Below are 24,061 nucleotides of genomic sequence, written 5' to 3'. Positions count from 1 at the left end.
TAAATAGAGTGTCAAAAGCCCGCTGCGAAAACAATTCGCAGCGGGCTTTTTGTGTTAGCAATTGAATTATTCCACTTTTTCAATCGTAGTGGTTCCCCAGTTCATGATGTTGCTGAGATGGACATAGCCATCGTACAAATTCAAGAAAATCGAGAAGGCACAGACGATATAGATCAATACATAAAAATTATTGGCCTTTTTGTTACGCCATAAGACAAAGCCATCTAAAATCAAACCTAATGGAAAGAGAAATGAGCCGATTCCAGCTAACAGTAGCAAGAGCAGACTTTCATCTTTTTCCGTTGCCATCGTTCTTTGGAGTAACGACAATTTTTCTTTTTTGTCGTTAATCTCTTGATTATTGGTTTCGATCCGCTCTTTTAACGCTTCGTTTTCCCGCAAGAGCTCATCAATCGAGACTTGATAGAGATCGCTCAACAAAATCAAATTCTCAATATCTGGATAGCCGCGCCCGTTTTCCCATTTTGAAATCGACTGGCGTGAAATCTGTAATTTTTCTGCGACTGCTGTTTGCGACAATCCGGAAGACTCGCGACAGCTTTTTAATTGTTCTGCTAAAGCCAATGTATGCTCCTATCTGCTATTTAACAACTAGCTTCCCATTTGAGATCGTGGTTACGACACTCCCATTGGTAGTGATTATACCTGCTTTTTGCTTAAACGTACAGGTGGCTTTAGTGGACGTGTGAGTTAATGAACTAGAAGTGATACTTCCTCTGTGAGCAACTAAACTTAAATTCGAAGTGCCTGTAAATTGATTGCGGCTATTGACCGTGACATTGTAACTAGCGGTCCAATTACCGGTGGATGTTTTTGACACGCGATACGTTCCTGCTGCCAGATTTGCCCGGAATGACGGCAATTTTTCAATGGTCAAAATCAACTCGTTGCCTTCTTCATCTACGGTGATCAGCTGCTCATAGGGACTATCTGATGCTAAGTCGTAAACGAGTTCAGGTTCTTCCACTGTTTGGGCGGCAGCTGGAAGAGCAAAGAAGAAACAAATAAAAATAAACGGCACAAAAAATAATTTTTTCACAAATACCACTCCTTGTACTTTTGATAGTTTAAGTATACAAGGTTTGGCTAGTTAAAGAAAGCACAAGCTAATTTGCAACGGCAACGGATGGTTTACAGTTGTTGCTAGAGCAGCATTTCATAGGCTTATTTTTTAGGATGTCGAGAAATTTTAAAAGTAATGGTTCATTCAAAAGGTCTTCGTTTTTTAGGTTTCTGACAATGAAACGTTGCTTTTTAAAAGAAACGTTAAAGAAGCGGTTGCTTTAGTTTTAACCAAACCTAGCTGTAAAAGGAAACAAAAAAGCGAAAGAGAAGGTAACGTTTCGCGCCGTTAAAACGACAAACGTAAGACCTCCTTCCGCTTTTTTGCGGCCATTTTTATTCTCCTAAATCAATATCCTTTTGATGGTCGCCATCTTTTTTATAAACGTTCACCACGGATTCTTTGTTTTCGGCAATTTCTTTGGCACGGGCGATGGCCTCTGCTTTCTTGTCGAAATGATCACTGGCACGTTTTGCTCCTTTGGAACGGACTTGCCATTGGTCCTCTTCATACACAACTTCAACATCCGCATCCATTAATTTTTTCGCATTTTTATTGGTTTGATGGGCATCATCTTTTTGCGGATTTTTCTCTTTCTGAAAAGCTTTCTTCTCCTCTTCATCTGCATTGTCATACCATTTTTCTGCTTGACTCGTGGCGATCGGGATCGCCCGATCGTCGGAATAGCCATCGGCTAGCAGGGCATTGGCGATATCGATCGCTTTTTTACGAACTAAGGGGTCTAGATTCTTCATTGACGCAGGATAATCACGGACATTCCAAGGCATTGTTTGGTTCCTCCTTTTTCTTGATCCAAAGTCATTTTCCTAGGGGTTCCTTTTTACAGGCACCACCAGATATTACTTATTAGTTTACCCCCTTCTATAAAAAAGTGAAATCATTTGCTTTCTGGTCAAAAATGAGGGCACTTTCTTTTTTCATTTTCTAATAAACGAGGATTTATTTTTGTTAACAAAGCGTTATATTTCCCAAAAAAAAATGAATGGTTTAGAATTTTATTATAGAGAAAAGGAGGACGTAAGAATGAGTGAACCTATTTTGACTGATCCACGGGAACTTTATCACACGGGTAAATACAGCAAACAGGAACAAGATACGCCTGCTTTACAAGAAGAAATGCGACCAAAACCTGATTGTGGTGAAGACTCTTATGAGGGAAGTCAGCAGTTAGAAAACCGGCGGGTACTGATTACCGGTGGGGATTCTGGGATCGGACGAGCAGCAGCGATTGCCTTCGCTCGTGAAGGAGCAGACATTGCCCTGCACTTTTTCCCAGGAGAAGAAGAAGATGCCGAAGAAGTTGCAGGGTACATCAAAGAAGCCGGACGCAAAGTGATTTTGCTACCCTATGACCTGCGAGACGAAGCGGCACCACAAGAGATCGTTGACAAAGCGGTAGCAGCATTAGGTGGGTTAGATACATTAGTATTGAACGCAGCACAGCAAATCACGCGGCCATCGATTGCAGAATTACCGATTGAACAAGTGAAAGACACCTTTATGGTAAACATTATCTCAATGTTTGCATTAGTGAAAGCAGCTGAGCCACACTTACCGGCTGGGGGAGCGATCGTGACAACGACTTCTGTCCAAGCCTTTAGTCCAAGCGCCCATTTAATGGATTATGCGGCAACCAAATCGGCGATCGCCAGTTTTACAGTCAGCTTGGCGAAACAATTTGCTGAAAAAGGGATTCGGGTCAATGGGGTAGCCCCAGGACCAATCTGGACACCATTACAGTTAGATCATGGCCAACCGCAAGACAAGCTGCCTGAATTTGGTCAGCAAGCATTACTGGAGCGGGCAGGACAACCAGCTGAGCTGGCACCCGTCTATGTCTTTTTAGCTTCCAATAAAGCTAGCTATGTGACAGCACAGATTTATGGTGTTACCGGCGGAGAAGCCATCAACTTGTAAGCTTATCAAAAAATCGGAGAAAAAGGAGGAGGTGTCCTATGAGTAAAGGGTGGAAAATCGTATCAATCATCGTTTCGTTGATCTTTATCACTGTCTTATTACCAATCGTTTTAATGAGTAATCCTTACATGCAGCTGCCATTTGGTTTGGACAGCAGAGGCAATGTCGTCACGTATTTCTTTGACAACTTGTTTATGCGTCAATATATGTTTTGGGTAGCCGTTGTTTTAATCGCCGTATTCTTGATCGTGATCTTAGTCGTGCTGTTTTATCCAAAAACCAAAACAACCTTTGTTTTGAAAGAGGATAAGGGCGCATTGACGATCGATAAGAAAGCGATCGAAGGACTTGTACGTACGAAAGTAAATGAAAAAGAATTTGTTGAAGGACCAAAAGTTCATGTCAAGGCGACCAAAAATCGAATTTTAATCAAAATCAAAGGCCGCTTGAAACGGACGTCTGCCTTAGTTGGCAAAACCGAAAACTTAATGGCGGAAATCCAACAAGATGTCCAACGAGTGCTTGGCTCAAGTGAAAAAGTCAAAGTCGAAGTCAATTACGCGAATTTTGAACAAAATGAGACTCCGGAAAACCCGCGAGTAGAATAGGAGGGCTATGATGAACGAACTACAACAATACAAAATCCCATTGATTTTTGGAGCAATCGGCCTTGTTCTGGCTGTGTTGTTTGTAACGATCGGTTTTTTCAAAACATTGCTGATTCTACTCCTAACAGGTTTGGGTTTTGCGCTAGGATTGTATCTCCAACGTACCGGTATCATCGACGAATTTTTTAACCAACAATAACGTATTTTATAGGAGGAATTTTTAATGAATAACGATAAAAACGAATTAAACAATGAAAAAAATGTCAGTGCACATCCAGATCCAGTGGTTCCCAACACCAATCATCAAGCCAATGAAAATGCGATTCCAATGACTGAATCACCTGATCCAGTGGTACCAAATGCTGAAAAAGCAGTAGCAGGACAACAAAATGGACCAAAACCAGGGGATCATCCAGCACCAGGAAATCCAGATCCAGCCGGACATCATCCAGCACCGCCAAAACCTGGCCACAACGATTTTGAAGGACCAACCGGGGATGCACCCGTTCATGGTTCATTGACCTATGATGACAAAGTGATCCAAAAAATTATCGGAATTGCATTAGAAAATGTAGATGGCCTGTTGACGGTCGATGGTGGTTTCTTCTCTAATATTGCTGAAAAATTAGTTAATACAGACAATGTGACTGCCGGTATCAATACTGAAGTTGGGAAAAAACAAGTAGCCGTTGATTTAGATATCGTGGTTGAATACGACCGCAATATCCCAGAAATCGCTGAACAAGTCAAAGAAGTCATTCAAAAAGAAGTAACGACAATGACCCAATTAGAAGTGATCGAAGTCAACATCAACGTTGTGGATGTGAAAACAATCGCTGAATACGAAGAGGAACAAGAAACGGTTCAAGACAAAGTAACGTCAGCGGCTTCTAAAACCGGCGACTTTGCTTCACGTCAAACCAACAAAGCCAAACATGCGGCTTCCCGCGCGTCTGATCGTATCGAAGAATACAACGAACCTCGCGTGAAATAAAAAAGTTTCATATGAAACAAAAACAAGCATTGATCCTGAGATCAATGCTTGTTTCTTTGAGAAAAAAGCTGACCAGCAGGGTTGGCAGCCTTGCTGGTCAAGGAAAAATGAAAAAAGTTTTTTGGATTGAAATGAGTATAATTTCTATGCCTTAAACCAACCTTAAAGCCCCAGTTAAAAAATAGTAAATTCTCCTAGAAAGCAATCTCTGGCTATTGCATCGCACTGCTTTTTGCGTTAAAGTAGGAACTAGTCTGTGAAACATTTTTCTGTTTCACAAAATAGAAAGGATTCGTTATGCTACCTGAAGAATTTCATGAAGAATTACGCAAAAACGGGATCGTTTTAACCGAAGAACAAATGGAAAAATTCGCTGTCTATTTCGAGCGTTTAGTCGAATGGAATCAGAAGATGAATCTAACCGCAATCACGGAAAAATCAGAAGTGTATTTAAAGCATTTCTACGATTCTGTTTCCTTAGCTTTTGAAACCGCCTTTGACCCGAAAAGTCATTTGTGCGATGTCGGTTCAGGTGCTGGCTTTCCAAGTATTCCACTAAAAATCGTGTTTCCTGAATTAGAAGTGACGATCGTCGACTCTTTAAATAAGCGCATCACCTTTTTACAAACTCTTGTGACGGATCTACAATTGGAAAATGTCCACTTGTACCATGACCGTGCAGAAACATTTGGTCAAAACCCGCAATTTCGTGGGCAATTCGATTATGTGACCGCTCGAGCGGTTGCCCGTTTGAATGTGTTAACGGAACTCTGTGTGCCATTGGTGAAAAAAGCAGGCTATTTTTATGCGCTCAAAGCTGCCAAAAGCGAGGAAGAACTGGTTGAAGCCAAACCAGCGATCTCACTCTTAGGCGGCAAATTTATTGAAGAAAAAAGCTTTACCTTACCGGTCAGCGGCGATGAACGCCATCTTTTGATCATTCAAAAGAAAAAAGAAACGCCAAAGAAATACCCCCGCAAACCGGGAATGCCAGCGAAACAACCAATTAAATAGGAGGAAAATCAATGGCCCGTATTATTTCTGTTGCAAACCAAAAAGGCGGCGTAGGCAAAACCACCACAACGGTGAACCTAGGTGCGTCCTTAGCATTTGTCGGCAAAAAAGTGTTACTCGTAGATATTGATGCCCAAGGCAACGCCACAAGCGGTGTCGGCATTCGCAAACCAGATGTGGAACAAGACATCTATGATGTATTAGTCAATGAAACACCGATCGTTGAAGCGATTTTACCTAGCAGCCGAGAAAACTTGGATATCGTTCCAGCGACGATCCAATTAGCTGGTGCGGAAATTGAATTGACCTCCATGATGGCACGGGAATCTCGATTGAAATCGGCTTTGAATGAAATCAAAGAACAATACGATTATATCTTTATCGATTGCCCGCCATCTTTAGGTCATTTGACGATCAATGCCTTTACCGCCAGTGATTCGATTTTGATCCCAGTCCAATGTGAGTACTATGCATTGGAAGGGCTGAGCCAACTATTGAATACCGTGCGTTTAGTACAAAAACATTTTAACCCTGAGTTAGAGATCGAAGGGGTCTTACTGACGATGTATGATGCCCGCACGAACTTAGGCGCGGAAGTCGTGGAAGAAGTCCGCCGCTATTTCCAAGAAAAAGTATACGAAACCATTATTCCGCGGAATATCCGGTTGTCTGAAGCACCTAGTCATGGATTGTCGATCATTGATTATGATCCACGCTCAAAAGGAGCCGAAGTCTATCAGACGTTAGCAAAGGAAGTGTTAGCCCGTGAAGAATAAAGGGAAAGGATTAGGGCGTGGGATCGATGCGTTGTTTCAAGACCTGCAAGGGTTAGAAGAAGTCGATATCAAGACAGAAAAAGTCGTTGAACTGCCTTTAAACGAATTAAGACCCAACCCTTATCAACCGCGAAAAACCTTTGATGAGCTTTCATTACAAGAACTGGCCAATTCGATCCAGCATTCGGGGGTCTTTCAACCGATCATCGTGCGGCAATCATCCGTCAAAGGCTATGAGATCATTGCTGGTGAACGCCGGTTTCGAGCGTCCAAATTAGCTGGCAAGGAAACGATCCCAGCCATCATCCGCAATTTTGATGAAGAAGCGATGATGCAAGTCGCCGTTTTAGAAAACTTGCAGCGGGAAGATTTAAATCCTTTAGAAGAAGCAGAAGCCTATGACATGCTGATGAAGAACTTGAAATTGACCCAAGCACAAGTCGCTGAACGTTTAGGGAAAAGCCGCCCGTATATCGCCAATTATTTGCGGTTACTGTCCTTGCCGAAACTCGTCAAAGAAATGGTTCAAGATGACCGTTTGTCTATGGGGCAAGCCCGGACATTATTAGGCTTGAAAAACAAAGAACAGATCTTAAAATTAGCCAATCGTTGTGTCAAAGAAAATCTGACAGTCCGCCAATTAGAACAAATGGTCGCTGAGATGAATGACACGAAAAACGAAAAGAAAAAAGTGCCGCGTCTGATTCGGGAAAAACCGTACTATTTACGAGAAAGCGAAGAACGGTTGATGGATAAATTCGGCACGAATGTCGAGATCCGCGAAAAAGAAGGCAAAGGAAAAATCGAGATCGAATACCTGTCACAAAAAGATTTAACCCGTATTTTAGATTTATTGAACATTCAATTTGATGAAGCTTGAGGTGATAAAGATGTATGATCTTGGGGATATTGTCGAAATGAAAAAACCGCATGCCTGCAAAGCCAATCGTTGGGAAATCATCCGCATGGGGGCAGACATCAAAATAAAGTGTACGAATTGCGGCCACATCGTCATGATGACGCGCCGAGAATTTGATAAAAAGATGAAGAAAATCCTAGAAAAAAAAGAGAAAGAGTGAAGTGAAGCATGGCGTTAACTGCCGGAATCGTTGGATTGCCAAATGTGGGCAAATCTACTTTATTTAATGCAATAACCAAAGCAGGAGCAGAAGCCGCAAACTACCCGTTTGCGACGATCGATCCGAATGTAGGAATGGTGGAAGTGCCAGATTGGCGCTTACAGCGTTTAACAGAATTAGTCCGTCCGAAAAAGACGGTCCCAACCACCTTTGAATTTACGGATATTGCCGGAATCGTCCGCGGTGCCAGCAAAGGGGAAGGATTAGGGAACCAATTTTTGAGCCATATCCGCCAAGTGGATGCGATCTGTCATGTCGTTCGTTGTTTCGACGATGACAACATCACCCACGTGGAAGGCCGCGTGGACCCATTAGCTGATATCGACACCATCAATTTGGAGTTGGTTTTAGCGGATTTAGAATCCGTCAACAAGCGCTATACTCGGGTCGCAAAAATTGCCAAAACCAAAGACAAAGATGCGGTTGCGGAACTGGCCGTTCTTGATAAGATCAAACCGGTCTTAGAAGAAGGGATCTCTGCTCGTTCGATCGAATTTACAGATGAAGAACAGCGCATCGTCAAAAGTTTGTTTTTACTAACGACCAAACCAGTTTTATACGTTGCCAACGTAGCAGAAGAAGACGTGGCAGACTATGAAACCAATGACTATGTCAACAAAGTGAAGGAATTTGCAGCGAGCGAAAATGCGGAAGTGATCGTCATCAGTGCTCGTGCCGAAGAAGAGATCGCTGAGCTGGAAGAAGAAGACAAAGCAGAGTTTTTAGAAGCATTAGGAATTGAAGAATCAGGGTTGGATCAATTGATTCGTGCTGCCTATGATTTGCTGGGTCTAGCAACGTACTTTACCGCTGGAGAACAAGAAGTGCGTGCGTGGACGTTCCGTAAAGGCATCAAAGCACCGCAAGCAGCGGGGATCATCCATACGGACTTTGAGCGCGGCTTTATTCGTGCGGAAACTGTTTCCTTTGAAGATCTGAACCAATACGGCACGATGCAAGCGGCCAAAGAAGCCGGTCGGGTACGTTTGGAAGGAAAAGATTATGTCGTGCAAGATGGCGACGTGATGTTGTTCCGTTTTAACGTATAAAGGGCTTTCTTCCCAGTGAATTTGTGGTAAAATGTCCATTGTGAAGAAAACGCAGAAGGGAGAATCAATTCATGGAACCAGAAACTCTGCGAAATTATGTTTCCGAAAATCGTGAATTAGAACAACAATTAACAAAACGAAACCAACAATATATATTTGATTTAAAAAAATCGCTAGAGGCAGCCAACCTTTCTGAAGAAGAAAAAACGATTGCCTTGCATGAGATGCTGCCTGTCTTAGTCAAAGAACAAAAAGGCGGCAAAACAGCCCGCCAATTATTTGGTACAGTGTCTGAACGCACCGAAGCCATCATCAACAAACCCGTTGAGCAAAAAGAATCCGGCCCCTTCTTGATGTGGTTGGATAACACCTTGCTGATTTTAGGGATTTTTGGGTTGATGCTAGGGGTTATGGGAATCTTTACTAGAGGACAAGCACAACCTTATGGCTTATTGACCCTCTTCTTGATGGCGATGCTTGCTGGTTGGGTCTTCTACTTGATGTACAAATACATGTATCAATATGAACGCCCGGGTGCTGATAAGAGCAAACGGCCGAAGATGTGGAAGATCATTTTGATTTTAGTCGCAGCCTTCATGCTATGGATCGTTGTGATCTCGCTTTCTGCGATGATCCAACCACCATTGAATCCACAAGTGGACCCTGTGATTGAAGCCTTGATCGGGGCAGTGGCATTAGCAGCGAAGTACTACTTGAAACGCAAATACAATATCATCAGCAGTCTGTCTGTTCCTAGAGGCTGATGGCTACACGTTGATCGTGCGCCTTCTTTTGTTAAAAAAGACCGCACGATCAGCGTGTTTTTTTAGAAAAAATGGCGAATTATGAGATTTGACCAAAGGTTTGAAGAGGATTATTAAGAAAGCTTTCCGAATGGTTGACTTATGAAAAAATCTTTGCTATTTTTTTTAAAATACCTAAAAACTTTAAGGAGTGGTTACAAAAATGTCCAACTGGGAAACCAAATTTGTAAAAAAAGGGTTAACGTTTGATGATGTCTTATTGATTCCGGCAGAAAGTCACGTCTTGCCAAATGACGTGGATATGAAAGTGCAGCTTGCCCCGAATATTACACTAAATATTCCAATCATAAGTGCCAGTATGGATACCGTAACTGATAGTAAAATGGCGATCTCAATGGCGCGTCAAGGCGGACTTGGCGTGATTCACAAAAACATGAGTATCGCCGCGCAAGCAGATGAAGTGCGCAAAGTAAAACGTTCTGAAAGCGGCGTGATCATCGATCCGTTTTTCTTAACACCAAGCCACTTAGTTGCTGATGCAGAACATTTGATGAGCAAGTACCGCATCAGCGGGGTACCGATCGTAGAAACGATGGAAAACCGCAAATTAGTCGGTATCATCACGAACCGCGACATGCGTTTTGTCACGGATTATACGATGCCGATCAATGATGTGATGACCAAAGACCAATTGATCACAGCACCTGTCGGTACTTCGTTGAAAGATGCGGAAAAAATCTTACAACAACACAAGATCGAAAAATTACCGATCGTTGATGAAGCAGGGATCTTAAGCGGGTTGATCACCATCAAAGATATTGAAAAAGTAATCGAATTCCCGAATGCAGCCAAAGACACGCATGGACGCCTATTAGTGGCAGCGGCAGTCGGCGTTACTAGCGATACCTTTGAACGAGCACAAGCATTATTGGATGCAGGCGTGGACGCGATCGTCATTGATACTGCCCATGGACACAGTGCCGGTGTTTTACGCAAAATCTCTGAAATTCGCGCGCACTTCCCAGAAGCAACATTGATTGCTGGAAATGTTGCCACTGCAGAAGGCACGAAAGCATTGTATGATGCTGGTGTCGATGTCGTAAAAGTCGGGATCGGTCCAGGATCGATCTGTACTACTCGGGTGGTAGCCGGTGTCGGAGTTCCTCAATTGACAGCGATCTATGATGCAGCCTCTGTGGCACGTCAATATGGCAAAGCAATCATTGCCGATGGTGGGATCAAGTACTCTGGCGATATCGTTAAAGCTTTAGCAGCTGGCGGACACGCTGTAATGCTCGGTAGCATGTTGGCAGGAACTGACGAATCACCAGGTGAATTTGAAATCTATCAAGGCCGTCGCTTCAAAACGTACCGCGGAATGGGTTCATTGGGGGCAATGGAAAAAGGCTCCAGCGACCGTTACTTCCAAGGGGGCGTAAACGAAGCCAACAAATTGGTTCCAGAAGGCATTGAAGGACGTGTCGCTTATAAAGGCAGCGTTTCTGATATCATCTTCCAAATGATCGGCGGGTTGAAATCAGGGATGGGTTATGTCGGTGCCGGCAATCTGCAGCAATTACGTGATGAAGCACAATTCATCCAAATGAGCGGCAACGGACTAAAAGAATCACATCCCCACGATGTTCAAATCACGAAAGAAGCACCAAACTACTCCGTAAAATCATAAAATGTTTCACGTGAAAACCAACGCCCCCTCTGTTCAAAAGTGGACAGAGGGGGCGTTTGGTTCTAAAAAAGGGTGCCGATCTTGCCAAAATGGCTGAGATCGGCACCCTTTTCTCTAAAATCGCTGCTGGATGATCAGCAAATCGCTTTAGCAGCAGTTTATTCGTTTGATTTCAATGCATCGATCATGTTGACATGAGTCAGTTTCACATGGGTGACGTACATCACGATGATCGTAAAGAGAATCGTCATGCCACCGGCCAAAGCATAAGCCGACCAATTGATCACTAATGGAAAGACCATGTTCTCCATCGAAGCTTGGATCAAAATAAAGTCAGTCAAGAAGTAACCTACCACGTAACCTGCGAGAATCCCAAATAACGTAAAGACGATATTTTCTCGTACGATGTACATAGTCACTTCCTTATTGTAAAACCCTAATACTTTGATAGTAGAAAGCTCGCGAATCCGCTCGGAAACATTGATGTTGGTCAAGTTATACAAGACGACAAAGGCTAATGCCCCTGATAATACAACTAAGATCAAGACAATGGCGTTCAAGTTACCCATCGAATCATCCTGCATTTTGATCTGAGTGGAAAGGAACGTCGTGTTTTTGACTTTGTCGGTATCTAACAAGGCTGTTGATAAAGCTTCCTCTTGTTTTTTCGTCATCGTCTTGCTTTTGACTAAGAACGCATTTGGTTCAAAGGTACTATTGGTGATTTCTTCATAAACGGTCGGCGACAGATAAAGAGAATTGCCTAAATAATTTTCTGCGATGCCACTAATAGGTACTTCATAGGCTTCTTGATCGCTGGTATAGAAGGTCAATGTATCGCCAACGTGCAAATCATATAATTCTGCGTACTTCATAGTCAGCACGGCACCCTCTGTTAATGACAGCTTCTGTCCTGCCGTCGTTTTCAAATGGACATAGTCTGCAAAAGCATCCTGATCTGCCGGAACCATCAAGGTCAGACTTTGTTTTCCTTGGTTAGTCGGTCGAATCTCGATCGTTTCATTGTAGACTAGCATCGAATGGGTCACAAGAGGCTCGTCTGTTAAAACTGTTTCAGCGGCAGCAACGGTTTCTTCCTTCGCATTATTTAAGGTCACGACGGCTTGATAATCCGTAATGGGCCCAAATTGTTTTGCAGTCACGGCACTTAGAGAATCTTTCAACCCAACGCCTGCCACCATCAGTCCCGTACAACCGGCGATGCCAATGATTGCCATGATCATTCGCGATTTGTAGCGGAAGATGTTACGGAAGCTGACTTTTTGATTGAAGCTTAAACGGGACCATAAGGGGGTAATTGCTTCTAATAAAATCCGTTTCCCGGGCTTTGGTGCGCGAACTTGCAGCAGCTGGGCAGGTTTTTCCCGCAATTCTTTGATCAGAACAAACAGACAGGCACCAAGCGTCGCCAGTAAAAAGGCGATTGCGGCCAAAATAATTGGCGACCAGACATAATAGACGCGAATCCCGTCTAAAAGATACCGTTCGCTGGATAGGAAATAGATCAAACGCGGCAACAGTTCGGTTCCTAATACGGCACCACTAATAATGCCAATGGCCGAAGAAAGGAGGGCATAAATCAAATATTTAAGGGAGATCTCGACTTTGCCATAGCCCATCGCTTTTAAGGTACCGATCTCTTTGCGGTTTTCTTCTACCATCCGCGTCAGTGTTGTAAAGGTGATCAACGCAGCGATAAAGAAGAAGAAGACAGGAAACACATTGGCGATCGCTGCGATACGATCAGACAGCCCACCATATTCTTGGAAACCGGGATTGTCTTTGCGCTGGTTGTAAAGATACGTCGGCTCTGCCAAGTCTTCGATCTCTGCCCGTTTTTCTGCCAGTGTTTGTTGGGCATCAGTTAGTTCTTGTTGCTGTTCATCTAATTGGTCTTGCTGCTGTGTCAATTCTGCTTCCCCAGCCGCCAATTGGCCTTCGAGGGCTGCTTGTTGTACGGGCGGCAGCTGTGCCAAGGCGGCTTGCTGTTGTTCTAGTTCCGCTTTGGCCTGATCCAGTTGGGCTTGTCCATCAGCTAACTGTTTTTGTCCATCGCGGACTTCTTTTTCTGCAGGGGCTAATTCATCAAAAGCGTCTTGTTGAATTTCTGCTAAGCGTTCCTTAGGACGGTCCGCAAACAGTTCCTCAATCGTTTCTTGATGGGCTGCCATCTTGTCGGTGTACGTATCGGAGTATGTTTCAAGCCCGGCGACATCATCAAAGGCGAGATAGAGGATCGATTTGACCTCCATCGTGAACTGTTCTTCCGGTACATAAGCAAAGTACGTCACGACACCGCTGCCGACATTTGCATAGCCCCGTTCGGCAGCATTGATATAAATGGGAGAAGTGGCAAACCCAACGATCGTATACTCTTTGTCCGACAGATTATCGGCATCATCGATCGTAAAAGTATCACCTATTTGCCAGCCATAATTTTTTGCTTCGGTGTCCAGCACGATTTCATCGGCTTTTTCTGGCAGTCGGCCGTCCTTCGCCAGTAACTGGTTGAGTTCCTGTGAGGGGTCATAGGAGGTCACTTGCACGACTTCATCTGAATTGGCAGCGTAATAAAATTGATAGGCGGCTTCTGTGTGAGCACCGCTTTTTTCCGCGGCATCAATGTCTTCCTCTGTCAATCCCAGTGTTGAAGTGACTTGCAGATCTGCTAATTGCTGGCCGTTGACATATTCACTCGCGGAATGGTTCAGGATCGGGCCGGTTGCTTTGACACCGACAAAGAGAAACGTTCCTAAAAAAATGATCAAGGTGATTGCGATAAAGCGGCCTTTTGATTGGCGAATCTCTCGCAAACTTGCTTTAAGATAGGTCTTATTTTTCATCAGATCCTCCTACCAAACGATTTCATCGATCGAGATGGGATGAGGATTCTCTTCAATGGAACGGACAGTGGCATCGTTGATATGGATCACCCGATCGGCGATCGGGGCAATGGCGCTATTATGGGTGATGATCAACACCGTATTGCCATTTTTCCGGCTAGCGTTTTGCAAAAGCTTCAACACTTGTTTTCCTGTTTCAAAGTCCAAAGCACCAGTCGGTTCATCGCATAGCAGCAGTTTCGGGTTCTTGGCTAACGCCCGAGCGATCGATACCCGCTGCTGTTCCCCACCAGAAAGCTGAGAAGGAAAGTTGTTTTTGCGGTTTTCTAACCCGACTTGGGCCAAGACTTCATCAGGATCGAGTGCATTCGGTGAGACTTCAGTAGCCAATTCAATGTTTTCTTTTGCTGTCAGATTTGGGACCAAATTATAAAACTGGAAGACAAACCCAACGTCTGTGCGGCGGTATTCTGTTAATTGTTTGTCGTTAAACTTCGCGATATCAACATTGTCGATAATGATTTCTCCTTCATCTGGCGAGTCCATCCCGCCTAAGATATTCAAAACGGTCGATTTTCCGGCACCACTAGGTCCAAGAATCACCACTAATTCGCCTTCTTCAATGGCAAAGGAAAGATCATTGTTGGCAGTGATAGTGGTTTCGCCCATCTGATAGCGTTTATATTCATTCTTTACTTCAACATAACTCATTAATAAAGCCTCCATTTTTTAAACACGTGTTGATTTAATCACATGGTGTTAGTATACTAAGAAAGAAAAGTAAGAGCAATCCTCAATGCTTGCTTATTTGTCATTAAATAGACAAATATTGATTAAATGTACAGAGAAAAGGGGAAACGATATGGTAGGGACTGTCGGGAACCGTCGAACGATCTACTCGAAAAAAGTGATCCGGCGCGCCTTTCAGGAGTTATTGTTGGAAAAAGAGTATCGCAAAATCACGATCAAAGAGATTGCGGAACGAGCAGATATCAATCGGGGAACATTTTATAAATATTATAAGGACACAGCCGCTTTGTTGGAGGAGATCGAAGGGGAGCTCGTTGAGCAGATCGCATCGAACTTGCAGCAGGAAAATTTGTCATTGGATCTTTGGCTGGAAAAACTATTGACGATTTTGTATGAGAATCCTAGTACCACCCATTTGATTTTGTTGAACAACAGCCATTTGCTGAATCTTTTGTTGTCAGAAATCAAACCGGAGACCTTGAAACGATTTGCCCAATACTTTCAAGATGCTTCCGAGGAAGAATTGGAACTGTGCCTTAGCTTTTTTGTCTGCGGGTCTATCGGTTTGATCGAACGCTGGCTCAAAGATTTTTCAACGATGCCGCCAAAAGCTGTCGCTGATCTATTGATTCAAATTTTTGTGACTAATGTGTATGAAGAAAAGAAGGGCTAAAAAAGAGGGAATGATCCAATAACCAAAAAGGAACGCAGCAAGAGACAATTTGCTGCGTTCCTTTTTCTCTTAATCAACGAGGCGTTCATCGTTCATCCCAAAGTATTGATGCAACGGTTTTTGCCGTGCTTCTAATAATTGATCGACGGTCACGAATTCGTAGCCTTCGTTTTTGAGTGTTTTAATGACTCCCGGTACGGCTTTCACAGATTTCGGGTGAATATCATGGATCAAGATCATAGCACCATTAAAGACATTTTGTTGAACCAAGGCATTGATTTTCTTCGGATCCTTCAATTTCCAGTCTTGAGAATCGATGTCCCATTGAATGATCGGCATGCCGATGGTTTCTGCGCTTTGTTTGTCGATAGCGCCATAAGGGGGCCGTAAATTCCTAGGTAGTAAACCCGTCGCATTGTAAATGGCTTTATTGGTTTTCGTAACTTCTGCCTGCAAATCTTCCGCTGAAAGAGTATTCAGCTGCGGATGAGAGTAAGAATGACTGGCGATCTCGTGCCCGGCTTCTTGGACTTTTTTGGCAGCTTGTGGATATTGCTCAACCATTTGTCCCAGCATAAAGAAGGTCGCTTTGACGTCATTTTCTTGTAAGATGTTCAAAAGATCCATAGTGGAGGTACTGTTGGGTCCATCATCAAAGGTCAATGCCACGTATTTTTTATTGGGGTCAAGACTTGGCAAGGCATTGTTGAGTTGGTCAGCAGCCACGAGATCAGGATCAATGAATGGGGCGATCTCGCTGTAAGACAGGGTAATTTCTGTCGCTTCCGTCTGATTTTTTGGCAATTCGATGGTCAGCTTTTCCGGATCATAAGTAAATTTCGAATCGAAGGTGATCCGCTCCATGGCCAAGACGGCGTCGATGATTTTTGCGGGTTCCTTGGCTTGATCCAGCAGTTTCTGTTGAATGACTTGTTGAATACCTAATAAGCTGCCTTCATCAGGAACAAGTTCTTTCAAAGACAATTCGGTTTGCGTCTTCTCTGATACGAAGATCGGTGCATCTGTTAAACGATCAGCATCTTCAAAACGACCGGTTTCTCGATTCCATACATAGCTGTCGGCTTTTAATGAATAGGTAGAGACTTTTGCAGCTACCGTTTGTGCTTGGATACGGGCAACGGTGACGACTTCTTTATTCGTTTGTTTTTTACGCAAGTTATCAGCGGCTTGTGTTAACCGTTCTTTGATATCTTTGATGGGAAACGTATCGAGGTCTTGCGGGCGGTAGATCAGTTCTTTGTTTGTTCCTTCTGAGAGCACTTCAGGCGTTGTTTTTAACCCATTTTGGCTTTGTTCTGCTTGGATTGATGCCAGTAATTTCTCTGCAGCTGCCTCATATTTTGCTTTGGCCGCAACTTCTTGTTGGTGCAAGGTGTAAAGAACCGAGCCAGCCGTTGCGATCAAAACGATCAATAATAAGGCAAATAAGGAAAAAATTGCTTTCCGATACGGCTTCTTTCTCGAGGGTGGTCCTTTCGGTCTTTCTTCAGCTGATGCTGTTCGTTTTTGATTATTGTTTGGTTTCTTGTGCAAGTCACTCCGACGGGCATAGGTCTTTCGTTCGGGCATTGGTGAAGCTCCCTTCATTCCATCCTAAATTATGCCCACGTTACCATAAGTCACAGGCACTTTCAACGATCATGCCCGGTTTCTGATAGAGGATTAAAAAGACAAAGGGATTTTTCTAATTATTCGCTTAAAAATTACAGCCTTGTTGCGTTTTTTCTCTTGCAAGAAGTGATCAAAGTGGTTAGGGGGATGGAAACCACTCTAGGCTACGTGAACAAGAAAACCCCTAGGCAACAGCTCACGCGGTGTGACTGTTCTCTAGGGGTTGCTACTGAGGTTACTAAGGCTTAGGCTTTTTCAATTTTTGTCAGTCCGCCCATATAAGGAACCAGAACTTCTGGTACCGTTACACTGCCGTCTTCGTTTTGATAATTTTCAAGCACTGCGGCTACCGTCCGACCGACAGCCAAACCAGAGCCGTTTAGTGTATGCATGTAGTGAATCTTGCCCTCTTGATCACGGTAACGGATCATGGCACGACGTGCTTGGAAGTCTTCACAGTTTGAGCAAGAGCTGATCTCACGATACATCCCTTGGGCAGGGATCCATACTTCTAAATCATAGGTCTTCGCTGCAGAAAAGCCCATATCTCCTGTACACAAGCTAAGCACACGGTAAGGTAAATTGAGTTTTTGCAAAATATCTTCGGCATTAGCCGTCATTTTCTCTAATTCTTCATAAGAATGTTCTGCATCACTGAATTTCACCATTTCGACTTTATTGAATTGGTGCAAGCGAATCAAACCGCGAGTGTCACGGCCAGCGCTGCCGGCTTCTGAACGAAATGATGGGCTCAAGGCAGTGAAGTAGGCAGGGAGCTGTTCTTGTTCTAAGATCTCCCCTTGATAGTAGTTGGTCAAAGGTACTTCCGCAGTCGGGATCAAAGTCAAATCAGTGTCTGCCAATTGGAAAACATCTTCTTTGAACTTCGGAAATTGCCCAGTACCGAACATTGCTTGGCTGTTGACGATATACGGGGTGATCATCTCCGTATACCCATGCTCATAAACATGCTGATCCAACATGAAGTTGTATAAGGCACGTTCCAAACGAGCACCTAAGCCTTTGTAGTAAACAAAACGGCTACCAGAAACTTTGGCACCCCGCTCAAAGTCGAGGATCCCCAAGTCTTCTGCGATCTCCCAATGGGGTTTTGGTTCAAAGGCAAAGGTTTTTGGGTCTGCCCAGCGGCGGACTTCTACATTGTCGTCTTCATCTTTGCCCACCGGAACAGAATCATTCGGCAAGTTCGGCAACGTCGTGGCGATCTCTTTGATGTCTTCATCAATTTGAGCGATCTCTTCATCCAATTGCTTGATTTGGCTGCCGACTTCTTTCATTTGGGCAATTTTATCTGCCGCATCTTCTTTCGCCCGTTTCAAGGCGGCGATCTCACCAGAAACCTCATTACGCAATTTCTTGCGCTCTTCCGTTTGGACTAAGAGTTCTCGGCGACGCTCATCAAGTGTTAAAAAGCGGTCCAACACTTCTTTTTGGACACCTCGTGTTGCGAGTTTGCTTTGTACTTCAGCAAAATTTTGGCGAATCATTTTTACATCTAACATAGTGATACATCCTCCTTTGATTTTTCCATAGAAAAAAGGCCATTCCGATCCCGTATTGCTTGGGACGAAATGACCATTCGCGGTGCCACCCAAGTTCAGCTTGCGCTGCCCTTGCTGCTCGTATCGTGAGCCAACGATTTTTCTTTCGAAAAATACACGTTAAAGAACTGGATTCTATTTTTTCCAACACTGATTTTCACCAACCATCAGCTCTCTATACAGATGAAAAAAATATACTAGGTTCTGTGCCTTGATTATTTTCTCTAGCATACCCAAAAAATGTTGGGTCGTCAACCATAGGTTTGTGTGTTGGATAAGTTGTTGCGTTTCAACGGGAGATGGATAATAAAGGACGTCCATTCCGGCGTTGACTTGGCATAGATATAGCCGCCATGTAAGGCGACGATGCTTTGAGCGATCGCTAGACCTAAGCCAGTTCCTCCTGTTTCTTGAGAGCGGGATTCTTCCACTCGGTAGAAACGGTCGAATAGAGAATCAAGGGCTTGCTTAGGGATCATTTGCCCATTGTTTTTGACTGTTAAGATCGCTTCGGTCCCGACTTTCTCGACTTCCATGCGGATCTTATCGGCGCCTTTGCCGTATTTCAAGGCATTCGAAAGCAAGTTATTGAAGACCCGTACCAGTTTTTCGGTATCGCCATCCATCTCGATGTGTTCCGGACGGGTGTATGTTTCAATCTTGATGCCTTTCCGACTAGCTTCTAATTCAAAGTCCGCCGCCAATTGTTCCACTAGCTGGGCCATGTCAAATTCCATCACATTGATTGGGACGCTAGGCTGGCGCACTTTTGTGTATTCAAACAAATCATCGACAAGGGATTTCATTTGCTTGGCTTTGACATACGCCGTATGGGTATATTTCAGCAATTCTTCTTCTGAATGGTATTGTCGATCTTCAATTAGACCTAAATAGCCGATGATCGAAGTCAACGGTGTTCGAATGTCATGACTGACATTGGTAATCAGCTCATCTTTGGATTGCTCGATCCGCCGTTCATCTTCAATCGCCGCCACCGTACTGTCGACTAAGCCATTGATATTAGAAACGATCCGACTTAAATCGCCCCGTAACTCGAAGGGGATGCGATGATCGTAATTGCCTTCCGCAATAAAATGAAGCTCGCTGATAATGTGACGTAGCTGCATTTGATGGTAGCGACGAATCAAACGCCAATATAAGACGATCACATCTAATAGGAAGAACATCGGTAGAATGAAGTTGCGCCCACTGCGGAAGATATCTGTATTAAAGGCAGATGTGAAAGCATTCTTCGATGCGTAGATGGCATCAACTAAATCTGGTGAATTTTCAACGATTGAGGTCAAGATGACCAAAATAGCGATATTTAATAGAAGTAAAAGAACAATCGTTACAATTCCTTCGGCAAATAACTCACTGATTTCCTTTGAGGTCAGCGTGATCCGTTTCTTTTTTTCGATTGGTGTGTTGCGCTTTTTTTCAGTTGGTTTACTTCGCATCTATTTTGTAGCCGACCCCCCATACTGTTTGGATGACTTTTTCACCATCCGTGGCTTCTTCAATCTTATCTCGTAAGTGACTGACATGGACCATAACTGTTTTGGCAGAAACGACACTTTCTTGTTTCCAAACTCGTTCAAAAATCTCATCGGCGCTAAAGACACGGTTCGGATGCGATGCCAGCAAGTAGAGGATACCGAATTCTAATGCAGTCAATTGAATTTCGTTGCCATCGACGGTTTTTACTTCATGGGAATCGCGATTGATAATAAGGGAGCTTACTTCTAGAATCTCTGGTTGATTTGAAGCAGCCTGCATCTTGGTTCTTCTCAATAGCGATTTTACCCGGGCCATAACTTCTAATGGGTTGAAAGGTTTTGTGACATAATCATCCGCACCGGCGACCAATCCACGAATCTTATCCATATCGGTTGTTTTAGCGGTCAGCATAATAATAGGGATTTGGGATTCTTTTCTCAATTCTTTCACGACTTGCATGCCATCCATTTCTGGCATCATGATATCTAAGATCAATAGTTCGATATCAGAAGTGGTGCGGATCTTGGTCAGTGCTTCTTTTCCATCATATGCTTTGACCGATTCATAACCTTCATTGTGTAAATAAATGCTTAATAGTTCTACGATCTCTTTGTCATCATCTGCTACAAGTATTTTCATACTGGGTCCTCCTAGGAACAATATTCTTTTCTCCATTTTAGCAAATATTCCACAAAATAGATAAAATCATACTTAAATTTATAAGAATGATAGGAATTAAGAAAACACAAAAAGGAAAAAGACGAACGATAGGCAAATAATAACGGAAAAATTCCTTAAAAAAGGCGGAAATCACGGACTAAAAATCACGAATCATCTTTGGAAACGGAGTAACTAGAAACGTTGGTCTATCAATCATTTTATGGTTGACGAATAGCGCAAGTCTTGGTATATTATTACATGTGCCAAATGACTAAACGAATTCGTAAAAAGAATTTAAAAAAGTGGTTGACGCACAGCTCGACAGATGATATTATAACGAAGTCGCAATTTTAAAATAGTTAATCGATGTTGATACATCAACAAAATTAATTAAAAAAAGTTGTTGACAAATAACAAATCATTTGTTATTCTAATGAAGTCGCTGAGACAGCCGCTGCGAAGTTGAAAAACAACGAGCGAAAAAAACTTTTAAAAAAGAGTTGACAATCAAACGTCGCTCTGATATGATATAAAAGTTGCTAACACAGCACTGTAGACCTTTGAAAACTGAACAAAGCAAGCAAACGAACCAATGTGTAGGACGTTTCAATTTATTGAAACAAATACATGCAAGCAATAGCTAGCAAAGTTAATTTTTATGAGCTTAATGACCGTATGGTCATTCAAACAAATCATTATGAGAGTTTGATCCTGGCTCAGGACGAACGCTGGCGGCGTGCCTAATACATGCAAGTCGAACGCTTTTTCTTTCACCGGAGCTTGCTCCACCGAAAGAAAAAGAGTGGCGAACGGGTGAGTAACACGTGGGTAACCTGCCCATCAGAAGGGGATAACACTTGGAAACAGGTGCTAATACCGTATAACACTATTTTCCGCATGGAAGAAAGTTGAAAGGCGCTTTTGCGTCACTGATGGATGGACCCGCGGTGCATTAGCTAGTTGGTGAGGTAACGGCTCACCAAGGCAACGATGCATAGCCGACCTGAGAGGGTGATCGGCCACACTGGGACTGAGACACGGCCCAGACTCCTACGGGAGGCAGCAGTAGGGAATCTTCGGCAATGGACGAAAGTCTGACCGAGCAACGCCGCGTGAGTGAAGAAGGTTTTCGGATCGTAAAACTCTGTTGTTAGAGAAGAACAAGGATGAGAGTAAAATGTTCATCCCTTGACGGTATCTAACCAGAAAGCCACGGCTAACTACGTGCCAGCAGCCGCGGTAATACGTAGGTGGCAAGCGTTGTCCGGATTTATTGGGCGTAAAGCGAGCGCAGGCGGTTTCTTAAGTCTGATGTGAAAGCCCCCGGCTCAACCGGGGAGGGTCATTGGAAACTGGGAGACTTGAGTGCAGAAGAGGAGAGTGGAATTCCATGTGTAGCGGTGAAATGCGTAGATATATGGAGGAACACCAGTGGCGAAGGCGGCTCTCTGGTCTGTAACTGACGCTGAGGCTCGAAAGCGTGGGGAGCGAACAGGATTAGATACCCTGGTAGTCCACGCCGTAAACGATGAGTGCTAAGTGTTGGAGGGTTTCCGCCCTTCAGTGCTGCAGCAAACGCATTAAGCACTCCGCCTGGGGAGTACGACCGCAAGGTTGAAACTCAAAGGAATTGACGGGGGCCCGCACAAGCGGTGGAGCATGTGGTTTAATTCGAAGCAACGCGAAGAACCTTACCAGGTCTTGACATCCTTTGACCACTCTAGAGATAGAGCTTCCCCTTCGGGGGCAAAGTGACAGGTGGTGCATGGTTGTCGTCAGCTCGTGTCGTGAGATGTTGGGTTAAGTCCCGCAACGAGCGCAACCCTTATTGTTAGTTGCCATCATTTAGTTGGGCACTCTAGCGAGACTGCCGGTGACAAACCGGAGGAAGGTGGGGATGACGTCAAATCATCATGCCCCTTATGACCTGGGCTACACACGTGCTACAATGGGAAGTACAACGAGTTGCGAAGTCGCGAGGCTAAGCTAATCTCTTAAAGCTTCTCTCAGTTCGGATTGTAGGCTGCAACTCGCCTACATGAAGCCGGAATCGCTAGTAATCGCGGATCAGCACGCCGCGGTGAATACGTTCCCGGGCCTTGTACACACCGCCCGTCACACCACGAGAGTTTGTAACACCCGAAGTCGGTGAGGTAACCTTTTTGGAGCCAGCCGCCTAAGGTGGGATAGATGATTGGGGTGAAGTCGTAACAAGGTAGCCGTATCGGAAGGTGCGGCTGGATCACCTCCTTTCTAAGGAATATTTCGGAAGACTACACATCGTTTGCCTTTGTTCAGTTTTGAGAGGTCTACTCTCAAACAAATTTGTTCATTGAAAACTGGATATCGAAGAAAAAATCAAAACAAGTAACACACACCGAGTTGAAATGTTAAAAGAGTTTTTTAATAAGTTCAACGCTTATTTTCTTGAGCAACCTTCTATCGCTAGAAGAAGTACTCAAAACCGACCGTAAGGTCAAAGGTTAAGTGAATAAGGGCGCACGGTGGATGCCTTGGCACTAGGAGCCGATGAAGGACGGGACTAACACCGATATGCTTTGGGGAGCTGTAAGTAAGCTATGATCCAGAGATTTCCGAATGGGGAAACCCAGCATCTTTTATAGGATGTTACGTCTGCGTGAATACATAGCGCAGTCGAGGTAGACGCAGAGAACTGAAACATCTAAGTACCTGCAGGAAGAGAAAGAAAATTCGATTCCCTGAGTAGCGGCGAGCGAAACGGGAAAAGCCCAAACCAACAAGCTTGCTTGTTGGGGTTGTAGGACTCCGATATGGTAGTCTATTCAGATAGTCGAAATACTTGGAAAAGTATGTCAAAGAGGGTAAAAACCCCGTAGGCGAAATTTGGATAACACCTAGGAGGATCCTGAGTACGGCGGAACACGAGGAATTCCGTCGGAATCCGGGAGGACCATCTCCCAAGGCTAAATACTCCCTAGTGACCGATAGTGAACCAGTACCGTGAGGGAAAGGTGAAAAGCACCCCGGAAGGGGAGTGAAATAGATCCTGAAACCGTGTGCCTACAACAAGTTAGAGCCCGTTAATGGGTGATAGCGTGCCTTTTGTAGAATGAACCGGCGAGTTACGATAGCATGCGAGGTTAAGTTGAAGAGACGGAGCCGTAGCGAAAGCGAGTCTGAATAGGGCGAATGAGTATGTTGTCGTAGACCCGAAACCATGTGATCTACCCATGTCCAGGTTGAAGGTGCGGTAAAACGCACTGGAGGACCGAACCCACGTACGTTGAAAAGTGCGGGGATGAGGTGTGGGTAGCGGAGAAATTCCAAACGAACTTGGAGATAGCTGGTTCTCTCCGAAATAGCTTTAGGGCTAGCCTCGGAATTG

22 protein-coding genes, 2 rRNA genes and 1 other annotated feature (1 of these 25 only partly in view) are annotated in these 24,061 nt (G+C 44.0%); of the genes, 15 read left to right on the top strand and 9 right to left on the bottom strand.

Annotated elements, in window-relative coordinates:
• Positions 1–66: 66 nt before the first annotated feature.
• The 3 genes from IGI86_RS17400 to IGI86_RS17390 all read right to left on the bottom strand — a co-directional run bounded on the left by IGI86_RS17400 (position 67) and on the right by IGI86_RS17390 (position 1,872).
• Positions 67–585: a helix-turn-helix domain-containing protein gene (locus tag IGI86_RS17400; protein ID WP_005232932.1), complete on the bottom strand. Its 519-nt coding sequence runs from the start codon at positions 583–585 to the stop codon at positions 67–69.
• A 16-nt stretch (positions 586–601) separates the two neighbouring features.
• Positions 602–1,069, bottom strand: a complete 468-nt coding sequence (locus IGI86_RS17395; protein WP_005232933.1) for a DUF5626 family protein — start codon at positions 1,067–1,069, stop codon at positions 602–604.
• A 350-nt stretch (positions 1,070–1,419) separates the two neighbouring features.
• Positions 1,420–1,872 carry a DUF2188 domain-containing protein gene (locus IGI86_RS17390; protein ID WP_016619437.1) on the bottom strand — a complete coding sequence of 151 codons (453 nt, stop codon included), beginning with the start codon at positions 1,870–1,872 and terminating at the stop codon, positions 1,420–1,422.
• 256 nt (positions 1,873–2,128) lie between these two features.
• On the opposite strand from IGI86_RS17390, the gene IGI86_RS17385 reads away from it, so the two are divergent.
• The 12 genes from IGI86_RS17385 (at position 2,129) to guaB (ending at position 11,053) form a co-directional block, all read left to right on the top strand.
• Positions 2,129–3,022, top strand: coding sequence for an SDR family oxidoreductase (locus IGI86_RS17385; RefSeq protein ID WP_008376956.1), 894 nt, complete (start codon positions 2,129–2,131; stop codon positions 3,020–3,022).
• A gap of 38 nt (positions 3,023–3,060) precedes the next feature.
• Positions 3,061–3,630: an alkaline shock response membrane anchor protein AmaP gene (amaP, locus tag IGI86_RS17380; protein WP_005232936.1), complete on the top strand. Its 570-nt coding sequence runs from the start codon at positions 3,061–3,063 to the stop codon at positions 3,628–3,630.
• A gap of 7 nt (positions 3,631–3,637) precedes the next feature.
• Positions 3,638–3,829: a DUF2273 domain-containing protein gene (locus IGI86_RS17375; RefSeq protein ID WP_005226258.1), complete on the top strand. Its 192-nt coding sequence runs from the start codon at positions 3,638–3,640 to the stop codon at positions 3,827–3,829.
• Between the two features lie 24 nt (positions 3,830–3,853).
• The gene (locus IGI86_RS17370) at positions 3,854–4,624 is read left to right on the top strand and encodes an Asp23/Gls24 family envelope stress response protein (protein WP_005232937.1); all 771 of its coding nucleotides are present in this window, start codon (positions 3,854–3,856) and stop codon (positions 4,622–4,624) included.
• Positions 4,625–4,635: 11 nt separating this feature from the next.
• The gene (locus tag IGI86_RS17365; RefSeq protein ID WP_005232938.1) at positions 4,636–4,779 is read left to right on the top strand and encodes a hypothetical protein; all 144 of its coding nucleotides are present in this window, start codon (positions 4,636–4,638) and stop codon (positions 4,777–4,779) included.
• Positions 4,780–4,921: 142 nt separating this feature from the next.
• Positions 4,922–5,638 (top strand): 16S rRNA (guanine(527)-N(7))-methyltransferase RsmG, encoded by a 717-nt coding sequence (rsmG, locus tag IGI86_RS17360; RefSeq protein ID WP_016611681.1) that lies wholly within the window; start codon positions 4,922–4,924, stop codon positions 5,636–5,638.
• Between the two features lie 11 nt (positions 5,639–5,649).
• Positions 5,650–6,414, top strand: coding sequence for a ParA family protein (locus IGI86_RS17355; protein WP_005226255.1), 765 nt, complete (start codon positions 5,650–5,652; stop codon positions 6,412–6,414).
• Positions 6,404–7,294: a ParB/RepB/Spo0J family partition protein gene (locus IGI86_RS17350; RefSeq protein ID WP_005226254.1), complete on the top strand. Its 891-nt coding sequence runs from the start codon at positions 6,404–6,406 to the stop codon at positions 7,292–7,294. Before IGI86_RS17355 ends, IGI86_RS17350 begins: the two co-directional genes overlap by 11 nt.
• Before the next feature lie 10 nt (positions 7,295–7,304).
• A complete protein-coding gene (locus IGI86_RS17345; protein ID WP_005226253.1) occupies positions 7,305–7,493 on the top strand; it encodes a DUF951 domain-containing protein in 189 nt (62 codons plus the stop codon).
• Between the two features lie 8 nt (positions 7,494–7,501).
• The gene (ychF, locus tag IGI86_RS17340; RefSeq protein ID WP_005226252.1) at positions 7,502–8,602 is read left to right on the top strand and encodes a redox-regulated ATPase YchF; all 1,101 of its coding nucleotides are present in this window, start codon (positions 7,502–7,504) and stop codon (positions 8,600–8,602) included.
• Positions 8,603–8,673: 71 nt separating this feature from the next.
• Complete coding sequence (locus IGI86_RS17335) at positions 8,674–9,366, top strand: DUF1129 domain-containing protein (protein ID WP_005226251.1); 693 nt, start codon at positions 8,674–8,676, stop codon at positions 9,364–9,366.
• 202 nt (positions 9,367–9,568) lie between these two features.
• The gene (guaB, locus tag IGI86_RS17330; protein WP_005226250.1) at positions 9,569–11,053 is read left to right on the top strand and encodes an IMP dehydrogenase; all 1,485 of its coding nucleotides are present in this window, start codon (positions 9,569–9,571) and stop codon (positions 11,051–11,053) included.
• A gap of 158 nt (positions 11,054–11,211) precedes the next feature.
• Here guaB and IGI86_RS17325 read toward each other — a convergent pair whose 3' ends face one another.
• Positions 11,212–13,917: an FtsX-like permease family protein gene (locus tag IGI86_RS17325; protein WP_430617624.1), complete on the bottom strand. Its 2,706-nt coding sequence runs from the start codon at positions 13,915–13,917 to the stop codon at positions 11,212–11,214.
• Positions 13,918–13,926: 9 nt separating this feature from the next.
• Positions 13,927–14,628: an ABC transporter ATP-binding protein gene (locus IGI86_RS17320; RefSeq protein WP_008376960.1), complete on the bottom strand. Its 702-nt coding sequence runs from the start codon at positions 14,626–14,628 to the stop codon at positions 13,927–13,929.
• An 85-nt stretch (positions 14,629–14,713) separates the two neighbouring features.
• On the opposite strand from IGI86_RS17320, the gene IGI86_RS17315 reads away from it, so the two are divergent.
• On the top strand, positions 14,714–15,340 hold the full coding sequence (locus IGI86_RS17315) for a TetR/AcrR family transcriptional regulator (RefSeq protein ID WP_005232942.1): 627 nt from the start codon (positions 14,714–14,716) through the stop codon (positions 15,338–15,340).
• A gap of 69 nt (positions 15,341–15,409) precedes the next feature.
• Here IGI86_RS17315 and IGI86_RS17310 read toward each other — a convergent pair whose 3' ends face one another.
• The 4 genes from IGI86_RS17310 to IGI86_RS17295 form a co-directional block, all read right to left on the bottom strand.
• Complete coding sequence (locus tag IGI86_RS17310) at positions 15,410–16,930, bottom strand: polysaccharide deacetylase family protein (RefSeq protein WP_430617623.1); 1,521 nt, start codon at positions 16,928–16,930, stop codon at positions 15,410–15,412.
• Between the two features lie 287 nt (positions 16,931–17,217).
• Positions 17,218–18,495 carry a serine--tRNA ligase gene (gene serS, locus IGI86_RS17305; RefSeq protein WP_430617622.1) on the bottom strand — a complete coding sequence of 426 codons (1,278 nt, stop codon included), beginning with the start codon at positions 18,493–18,495 and terminating at the stop codon, positions 17,218–17,220.
• Between the two features lie 57 nt (positions 18,496–18,552).
• Positions 18,553–18,750: a binding site (T-box leader), on the bottom strand.
• 35 nt (positions 18,751–18,785) lie between these two features.
• On the bottom strand, positions 18,786–19,994 hold the full coding sequence (locus IGI86_RS17300; RefSeq protein ID WP_005232945.1) for a sensor histidine kinase: 1,209 nt from the start codon (positions 19,992–19,994) through the stop codon (positions 18,786–18,788).
• Entirely contained in the window at positions 19,984–20,673 is a 690-nt protein-coding gene (locus tag IGI86_RS17295; protein ID WP_008376963.1) for a response regulator transcription factor, read from the bottom strand. The genes IGI86_RS17300 and IGI86_RS17295 overlap by 11 nt, the downstream gene beginning before the upstream one ends.
• Positions 20,674–21,387: 714 nt before the next feature.
• Between IGI86_RS17295 and IGI86_RS17290 the strand changes: the two genes are divergently transcribed.
• Together IGI86_RS17290 and IGI86_RS17285 are read left to right on the top strand one after the other, a co-directional pair.
• Positions 21,388–22,947: ribosomal RNA gene (locus IGI86_RS17290) — 16S ribosomal RNA — on the top strand.
• Positions 22,948–23,175: 228 nt separating this feature from the next.
• Positions 23,176–24,061 (top strand): 23S ribosomal RNA (locus tag IGI86_RS17285) (it continues 2,029 nt past the right edge of the window).
• Together the 16S and 23S rRNA genes form the textbook arrangement of a ribosomal RNA operon.

The sequence above is a fragment of the Enterococcus sp. AZ188 genome, from assembly GCF_050544075.1.
GTDB lineage: Bacteria > Bacillota > Bacilli > Lactobacillales > Enterococcaceae > Enterococcus_D > Enterococcus_D entomosocium.
The sequence above is the reverse complement of the archived record's forward strand: the minus strand, read 5'-3'. Positions and strand labels throughout refer to the sequence as shown.